Raw genomic sequence first — 8,202 nt, forward strand, 5'->3', positions numbered from 1 at the left:
GCATCTTCCGCCCATGCCAGCAGCTACGCCGCCAGAGCGTCATCCGCAGCCTGCTTGATCAGCCATTCGATGTGATTTGACCACATCTGCAACACCTCGCGCTTCTCCTTGACGTTGCTATAGAGATCGTAGATTTCGCCAATGTCTCCGGTGCGGGCTCACAGCCCGTCCATATAGCCGCCAGTCTGCTGCCTTCGAGTGGCCCATGTTGGCCGCGGCCAGGAAGTGGCGACGATTGAAAGGACAAAATCAGTTGCCGAAACTCATCGCAGGTGACGGTCTGGTGGCAATTTGGGCACATCTTGTGTCTCGTCGCCAGTAAACACGGATGCCCGGCAGGAGCTGAGCTCGCTGCCGGCGGAAATCGTAGAGCGCCAGCGACGCATTCTGATCTTTCGTCAGGCAGTCGACCGCCTTGGCATACGCCTCGGCCTCCATCTCGATCGACCTGAACCGGTATCTTGTGCGCCATCCGGACGATCTGGGAAAGCTTGGCCGGGCCGGCGCCTTCCCAGGCGCACGGGAAGCGCGACGACCCATGTGGACCTTGGATTTCACTCCGCACTTACGCTGCTTTGGCCTTGTCAGCAGCCTGAGCATAAAGCGTGCTCAGCTTTCAGGCCGAGCACTCATCCATTGTTGACAGCACCTGTCGTCATTCAGGATCGCCCCATTCTCGCAGGCCGCTTGCAGCTTTCAGGCTGTTGTCAGCCAGGGCCGCCATAAAGGGTCTCGTTAAACAATTCAGGAGGCCGTTCCAATGAACAATCAGTTTGCGAGACTTTTTCGAGGACCAGGTATGCAGGCTTGTTTCAGGACAAAGAACTTTCTGGCGGCAACCACCGCGATGACGACGGTATTCCTGCCGGCTGTGTCTCTCGGGGTGGGTCTGGTAGCATTTCCAACTGGAGAAGCGTTGGCCGACGACCCGATTTCGATCCCGCTGGAGTATGTCGGGGAAGGCCATGACCGCCTGGGCATCTGGGCCAAGATCAACAATGGCAACGCGCAGCGATACGTATTCGACACGGGCTCGGACCAGCTCAACACGCAGATCGGGTCAGAGGTGACCGGGGTCCGCCCGATTGCCGACACGCCTTACGTATATACGTACGGGGACGGAACGTATGGTAATAAGCTTCAGAACGTGGAAATTGATAAATTTACATATGTCGATCCAGATCAAAAGATAACAATCGACGGGCCGTCTGTAAGCGATAAGAAATACCGGGCTGCTCGCATTCTCGATTTTGTCTATACCCATGCGTATTGCAAGGACAACAATCTTAAGTGCACGCCGGGATCCGTGACGGATGGACTTAAAGATATGTATGGTCAGGATCTCCAAGAACCTTATCACGCCGATAAGGAGCAGCGGGCGAAAATGACCGCTGGCAAGATGGCAGACGAAGGCGGCGATTTCGCAGGTACATTCGGGGCCGGCGATTTTCTTGGCAAGACAAGTGTCTGGGGCATGATGGGCAGTGTCACCAGGTCTGGCTACGTGGTCTCCGCCAATGTGAATCCGGATTCCGAGAGCGACCAAACGCCTGGCTGTTCCCCCTGCACGATTGTCAACCTCAATCCAAGCCTCCGGGCCCAATATACTAATGCCATGCCATGGGGAGAACCCGAGGAAAAAGATCAGGATTCTTATCAGAATTTTCCTGGCTCTGGCGCCAATGCCTCGACCGAATACGAAGGCAGCTACAATCTGCAGTACACGGTTAAGGATGGAGCCCCACCAATCACCGACCCCAACAAGACCGCGGTATTGCTCGACACCGGCACACCGGGCGGTGGCAGTCTGGAGATCAGTGATGCGATGCTGAAGCAATTTCAGGATGCGGGCGTCAAACTTAAAAATGTTCGGAGAAATGAGCAACGCGAGATCGTAAGCGCATCGGGCAACATCCCGAGCGTTACAATCGCAGGAACGGATGGCGATCCGGTAAGGCTGGACAATATCGACTTCACCTACACCAGCGGCACGACGGAACAACCCAATGACCAGACCAGTTTTGTTGCCGGTCTTGACTTCTTCAAAAACAGATCGGTCATTTTCGATCTGGAGAAGAAGTATACCGCTTATACGTCACATTTCGTCACTGCCAGCAACTTCTCTACCGATTCATCCGCACCCGAAGGGACCGGTCTGAGCAGGATCACGACGAGCATGGGGAATGAGGGCGGGTTCGGCATAGCGGGTGTCGTCTCCGGCTCCGGATCGCTGACGCTTGATACAAAGACGGTGGTCCGGATGACGAATGTCAACACCTACACCGGCGAGACGAATATTGCTCAGGATGCCTATCTCTCGCTTGCGGGGCTCGGCAACATCCAACGGTCAGCGAAAGTCGTTGCAGACGGCACGTTCGATATCTCCGAACATGGAAATGGCAGCGACTATTGGGGAATCTCCGACGCCTACAACGATGCCCGTATTCGTAGCCTGAGTGGCAGCGGAACGGTCGAACTGGGCAAGCGTACCCTGGTGCTAACGGATTCGAACGACACGTTCGCCGGCAGCATCAACGACCTCGACGTTGATAACAATAATATGGGCGGCAAACTATTCGTTGCCGGTGGCGTGCAAACGCTGAGCGGAAAGAACAATTTTTCCGGCATGACGACGGTCGGTTCCGGCGCGGGATTGCTGCTTGCCGATACAGGTGTGCTTTCCCATGATGCGACCACGTCCGGCTTTCTCGGGAATGACGGGCAGATCGGGGGCACGGCTATCGCAAACAGCGGCGGTGTCGTCGCAGGCGGCGGCACCTACGGTGCGGTCACCATTTCCGAGGGCGGCACGGTCGCTCCTGGCAGTGCGACCGATCCGAGCAGGATCGTCACCACACTGACTGTCACGGGCGATTTCGCGCAGCAGTCCGGATCGATCTATCAGGTCGACCTCGCAAGGTCGTCCGATCTCATCGATGTTGGCGGAGCAGCGGCGATCGACAGCGGCGCGCAGATCGAGCTGCTGCGGCAGGGAACGCTATCGGTCGATGCCCGATATACTCTGCTCTCCGCAGCAGGCGGCGTAAGCGGCACCTATGGCGGGCTGACGGGGGCTCTGGCGACAGACGCGACGCCCTTCGTCGATTTCCAGCTCGTCTACGATGCCAACAATGTCTATCTCGATATCAGCCGCACATCGACGGCGTTTGCCGATGTAGCCAGCACCTTCAATCAACGCTCGGTCGCCGCAGCGGCTCAGGCGCTTGGAAGCGGTAATCCGATCCAGGACAACATCCTGTTCCTGACGGCGCCGGAAGCCCGCAACGCTTTCGATATGCTATCAGGCGAGGTTCATGCTTCCATTCATAGCGGCCTCATCGAGGACAGTCATTCTGTACGCGATGCCGCGAGCGAACGGATCCGTGCGGCGTTCGACGGCGTCGGTGCCTCCAGCGTTCCGGTGATGACTTATGGGCTGGGTGGTCTGGAACTGGCCCCGGCAACGAGTGAGAATTTCGCCGTATGGGGCCGTGGCTTCGGCGCCTGGGGTCATCTCGACAGCGACGGCAATGCCGCCGGTCTCGATCACTCGACAGGCGGCTTTCTGGCTGGCGGTGACGCGGCTGTCGGCGAAAGCTGGCGGCTCGGCCTCATCAGCGGCTACAGCCATACCTCCTTGGAGGCGGACGATCGCGCGTCGTCGGGCTCGAGCGAGAATTACCATCTCGGTCTTTTTGCCGGCACGCAGAACGGCAATCTCGGTTTTCGTTCCGGCCTTGCCTATACCTGGCACAGCATCGAGACCGGCAGGTCCGTGGTCTTTCCAGGCTTCGCCGACAGCCTTTCGGCCGATTACGACGCCGGCACGTTCCAGGCCTTTGGCGAGCTCGGCTACCGTATCAATACGGCTTCGGCTTCCTTCGAGCCCTACGCTAATCTCGCTTATGTGAATTTTGACGCCGATGGCTTCACCGAGAATGGCGGCGCAGCCGCCTTGTCGAGCGGGGATCGCTCGAGCGACACGGCGTTTACCACGCTAGGTCTGCGTGCGTCGACGGTACTGACCCTCGGCACCGTGACTGCTACCGCGCGCGGCGGTCTTGGCTGGCGCCACGCCTTCGGCGACGTCAGGCCGGATACCGCTCTTGCCTTTGCTGGCGGTTCCTCCTTCGCCATCAAGGGCGTGCCGATCGCAAAGAACGCAGCTCTGCTCGAAGCTGGGCTTGACGTAAACATCACCGAGAACGCGACGTTCGGCATCGCCTATCAGGGACAGATCGCCTCGGATGCCCAGACACACGGGTTCAGCGCCAAGCTCGGCGTCCGTTTCTAAATCACCCGCAAAAGAGATTGGTTATGAAGTCAGTGAGTGCATTTTCTTTTACCGTCGTTCTCGGCTCAGCGACGGTGATGTCTGTGTCCGCCGCGCGAACGGACGATGCCTGCTACAACAAGGCACAAAGCCTATGATGACGCAATGTTCAATCGACGACCTGAAGCCAGTCGATGGCGAGCTTGACAAGCTCTACAAGGAGATGGAGACCCGGCTCAAAGAGTCCCGGCGCATGTCCAGGAACTGGTCGAGACCGCGAGGGGCTACAACGCCACCTCGGAGAACACGCGCGACGCCTACCCCAAGGATTGGCGGCATTTTTCCTCCTGGTGCCGGCGCGCTGGCTTCGATCCCCTGCCTCCGGGCTCGAAGGTGATCAGGCTCAATATCAGCGCCTGTGCCTCGGGCACCGCCGCCGGCGATCCGAAGCGTGGCGCCCCTGCCCTTTAGTTTGCGACCATCGAGCGGCGGCTTTCCGGCCTCGCCTGGAACTTTACCCAGCGCGGCCGGCCGTTGGACCGCGCGGAGCGGCATATCTATAAGGTTCTTGCCGGCATTCGCCGCAAGCACGCAAAGCCACCGCGGCAGAAAGAGGCGGTCCTGGCGACGATCTGCTGGCGATGATCGCCACGCTCGGCCACGACCTCAGGGCCTGCGCGACCGCGCTATTTTGCTCCTGGGCTGTGGCGGCGGCCTGCGGCGCTCCGAGATCGTCGGTCTCGACGTCATGCGCGACGACAACAGCGATGGCGCCAGCTGGATCGAGATTTTTGACGGCAAGGGCTGCTGGTCACCCTGCGCGGCAAGACCGGCTGGCGCGAGGTCGAGGTCGGCCGCGGCTCCAGCGACCACACCTACCCCGTAGTCGCGCTCGAGAGCTGGATCCGCTTTGGCCGCATCGCACGTGGACCCCTGTTCCGCCGCATCTTGTCGATCAGGTCGATATAATACGAAAAAGCCGCCGCCATTCGGGACGGGCGTCGGCTATCATGTCCAGCCATTATGCGGCGAGCGGATAGCTTTCGCCGGACCAGGCAGAGAACTTGGCGGCAAAAGCCTTCATCTCGTCGACCGCGAATGTGGTGCGCGGTTGCGAACTCGACTTGCTGGGCGAGAGGGACCTCGCCGAGAAAGGCGCTGACATGAGCGGGATGCTGCTTGGCCAAATCGAGATCCGCAAAGCAATCGGCCAGCGCCGCGTCGTCCAGCTGTACGCTGCAGGGCGCGTTCACGTCGTCAAGACGGATGCCAAATGCTTGCTCATAATGGCCGCAAGGTAATCGTTTCGGGTCGGAGACACAAGTTGCCGCCTCCTTCGCCGTAGAGTGGCCCGATACAATCACGATCGATATTGCCACCTCTTATCGATAGTGATCGCATAGTTCCCTGATTCGACTCTCAACCGCTCATATCAAGCGATTACTTCCATGTATCTGCTGCGCTAGCCCGTCCTGGCCTTGGAGTGTCGCTCCTCACCTCCTCCACCACTCACCAGCCCGATGGGAGTATCGCCCGCCAGCAGCTTCTCCTTGCTGAGCAGCGCGGCAACCTCAATCGCCTCGAAATCGGGCAAATCCCGCAGTGTGTCGAGGCCGAAGTGCAACAGGAAGGTCTTGGTCGTGACGTAGGTGTAAGGCGTGCCAAATTCAGCGGGCAGGCAGACGTTGACCCACAACAATCAAGGGGACGGTGCAGGCCAAGATTGCGGCAGGGCTTGGGCCCCCCACCCTTCTCCTCAGAACTCCGCTGCTTCCAGCTGGCGGCTGAAACTCACAGGCGCAGCCAGCTTGGTCTCTAACAGCATCGATCGCATCATGGTGTCTGCCATGAATCCGTGTGCGTGAAGCGCTCCAGAGCGAAGATGTTGGGCGTCAACCAGGTTCACTCCAATGAGCTTCACTTCTCGAGTTCTGCACAGTGTCCACGACTGGCGCCGGAGGTTGATCCGGTGATTAGGAGGAGCACTCGTTGTCGGATTCTCGACGATGTCGGACATGTGACACAACGCTTCCAGAGCGATCGCATTGTTCCGAAACGATTTTCCCAGTTGGCACGAAGGTTGCGGCCCTATGCGCAAAAGCACTGCGATGCCGCACCGACTGGAAGAACTCATCAATGATCACGCTTTTCGAACATGTGGGCGCCGCTACCGACACTGAGCGTTCCCGAGCCGACGGAAGCCTCTATCCCTTCTTTCTGAAGGCTGTCCGGACATGAACGCATTTGATGTCCGTCCAACGCTTGATGCTCCCGACGACGATCCCTATGTCTGGCTTGAAGATGTAGAGGGCGAGCGGGCACTTGCCTGGGCCGCCGGCCAATCGGCAAGGACTCTGAAGCACTTCGGTGGAACGCAGTTCGAGCGCGACCGCGCGGCTCTGACAGCCATTTTCGACAATCGCGACAATCTTCCCCTGATCGCGCGCCGTAGTCAGTACCTCTACAATTACTGGCGAGATGACGGTAATCCACGCGGACTGTGGCGCCGGACCACCCTTGCCGCCTACATGAAGGCGGATCCCCAATGGGAGCTACTGCTCGATCTGGATGCTCTCGCGGCTAGCGACGGAGAGGACTGGATCTGGGACGGCGCGTCCATCGAGCCGGAGAGACGGGAAAGAGCCGTTCTGCGCCTGTCGCGCGGCGGCAGCGACGCGGTCGTGCATCGCGAATTCGACCTGATTTCTCTGAGCTTTGTCGCCGACGGCTTCAACCTCCCCGAGGCCAAAGGCTACGTTAATTGGCTGGACCCTGACACGCTTCTGCTTTCCAGTGCGCTTGGTAATGGCATGGCCACCCGCTCCGGCTATGCGCGCACAGTTCGACTGTGGAAGCGTGACGCGGATCCCCTCACCACGCCGGCAATCTTCGAGGCCGGGTTCGAAAGCTTCCAAGTGTCTGGTCATTCGGACCGCACCGGCCGCAGCGAGCGCCTTTGGTTCATCGAGCAGCCGGCCTTCTTCGAGAAGATCAGCTGGATCGGCGATAGGAGCGGGCCGAGGAGGCAGATCGATCTTCCTCGCGACGCGTCGTGGCGGGTCTTCGGCGACTGGCTGGCGGTAAGGCCGCGCAAGCCCTGGACGGTGGGAGGCACCACCCATCCCGCCGACGCGCTGATCGTCATCTCGCTTTCCACTTTCCTCGCCGGCGGACGCCGTTTTGAGACCCTGTTTCAACCAGGGGAAAGGCGCTCCATGCAGTCATTCTTCTGGAATGACGGGAAGCTCATTATCTCTTACCTCGTCAATCTCGCACCGCGTTTCGAGATGTTCACTCCCGGCCACCAGGAATGGACGCGCCGAGTCCTGAACACCCTGCCCGCCGAAGGTACTGTCGACGTCTGGTCATTCGATGCGGCAGTTCACGAGACCAATGGAGAGGTCCTGATCTGTGCTCAGGATCCGATCACGCCGCCGCAGCTCTTGCTGTTCGATCTGAATGCCGCGCCGTCTCTCAGCGCTTCAGCAATCCTGAAGCGCAGCCCGGAGAATTTCGATGCATCCGGACTGGTGGTCACGCGCCACGAGGCAGTCTCTATCGATCATGAGCTGATCCCCTATACGCAGGTTGGTCCGGCGAACGGGAACGGAGATGCTCCGATTCACCTTTCCGCTTATGGCGGGTTCGGCGTATCATTCCTGCCCTACTACAACTCCCCGCTGGGCAAGCTGTGGCTCGAGCGCGGTGGCACGTGTGTCGAGGCGAACATCCGCGGCGGCGGCGAGTTCGGCACCCGCTGGCACGAAGCCGGGCGCAGGGAGGGCAAGCGTCTCGCCCACGACGATTTCGCCGCCGTTGCCTCCGACCTCGTGCGAAGGGGCATCACCCTGCCGAGGCGGATTGCCGCCGAGGGTGGCTCAAATGGCGGCCTGCTGATCGCAAACATGCTGACCCGCTATCCTGAGCAT

General features: G+C 59.7%; 4 protein-coding genes and 2 pseudogenes. 4 read left to right on the forward strand and 2 right to left on the reverse strand.

Going from position 1 to position 8,202, the window contains the following annotated elements:
• Positions 1-760 precede the first annotated feature (760 nt).
• The 3 genes and pseudogenes from EN932_RS22640 to EN932_RS38045 all read left to right on the forward strand — a co-directional run bounded on the left by EN932_RS22640 (position 761) and on the right by EN932_RS38045 (position 5,574).
• Entirely contained in the window at positions 761-4,294 is a 3,534-nt protein-coding gene (locus EN932_RS22640; protein ID WP_082826570.1) for an autotransporter domain-containing protein, read from the forward strand.
• A 243-nt stretch (positions 4,295-4,537) separates the two neighbouring features.
• Positions 4,538-5,221 (forward strand): annotated as a pseudogene (locus tag EN932_RS39000) (integrase); the annotation flags it as partial.
• Between the two features lie 116 nt (positions 5,222-5,337).
• Positions 5,338-5,574, forward strand: coding sequence for a hypothetical protein (locus EN932_RS38045; RefSeq protein WP_063169293.1), 237 nt, complete (start codon positions 5,338-5,340; stop codon positions 5,572-5,574).
• 161 nt (positions 5,575-5,735) lie between these two features.
• Here EN932_RS38045 and EN932_RS22655 read toward each other — a convergent pair.
• Together EN932_RS22655 and EN932_RS22660 are read right to left on the reverse strand one after the other, a co-directional pair.
• A pseudogene (locus tag EN932_RS22655) lies at positions 5,736-5,936 on the reverse strand (SMC-Scp complex subunit ScpB); the annotation flags it as partial.
• Positions 5,937-6,029: 93 nt separating this feature from the next.
• Positions 6,030-6,290 carry a hypothetical protein gene (locus EN932_RS22660; RefSeq protein ID WP_095769041.1) on the reverse strand — a complete coding sequence of 87 codons (261 nt, stop codon included), beginning with the start codon at positions 6,288-6,290 and terminating at the stop codon, positions 6,030-6,032.
• A gap of 217 nt (positions 6,291-6,507) precedes the next feature.
• Here EN932_RS22660 and EN932_RS22665 point away from each other — a divergent pair.
• Positions 6,508-8,202 (forward strand): prolyl oligopeptidase family serine peptidase (locus tag EN932_RS22665; protein WP_164890574.1); only part of this gene is annotated, 1,695 nt, incomplete at its 3' end.

Origin of the sequence: Mesorhizobium sp. M7A.F.Ca.US.002.01.1.1 (genome assembly GCF_004022955.1) — a bacterium.
Classification (GTDB): domain Bacteria; phylum Pseudomonadota; class Alphaproteobacteria; order Rhizobiales; family Rhizobiaceae; genus Mesorhizobium; species Mesorhizobium ciceri.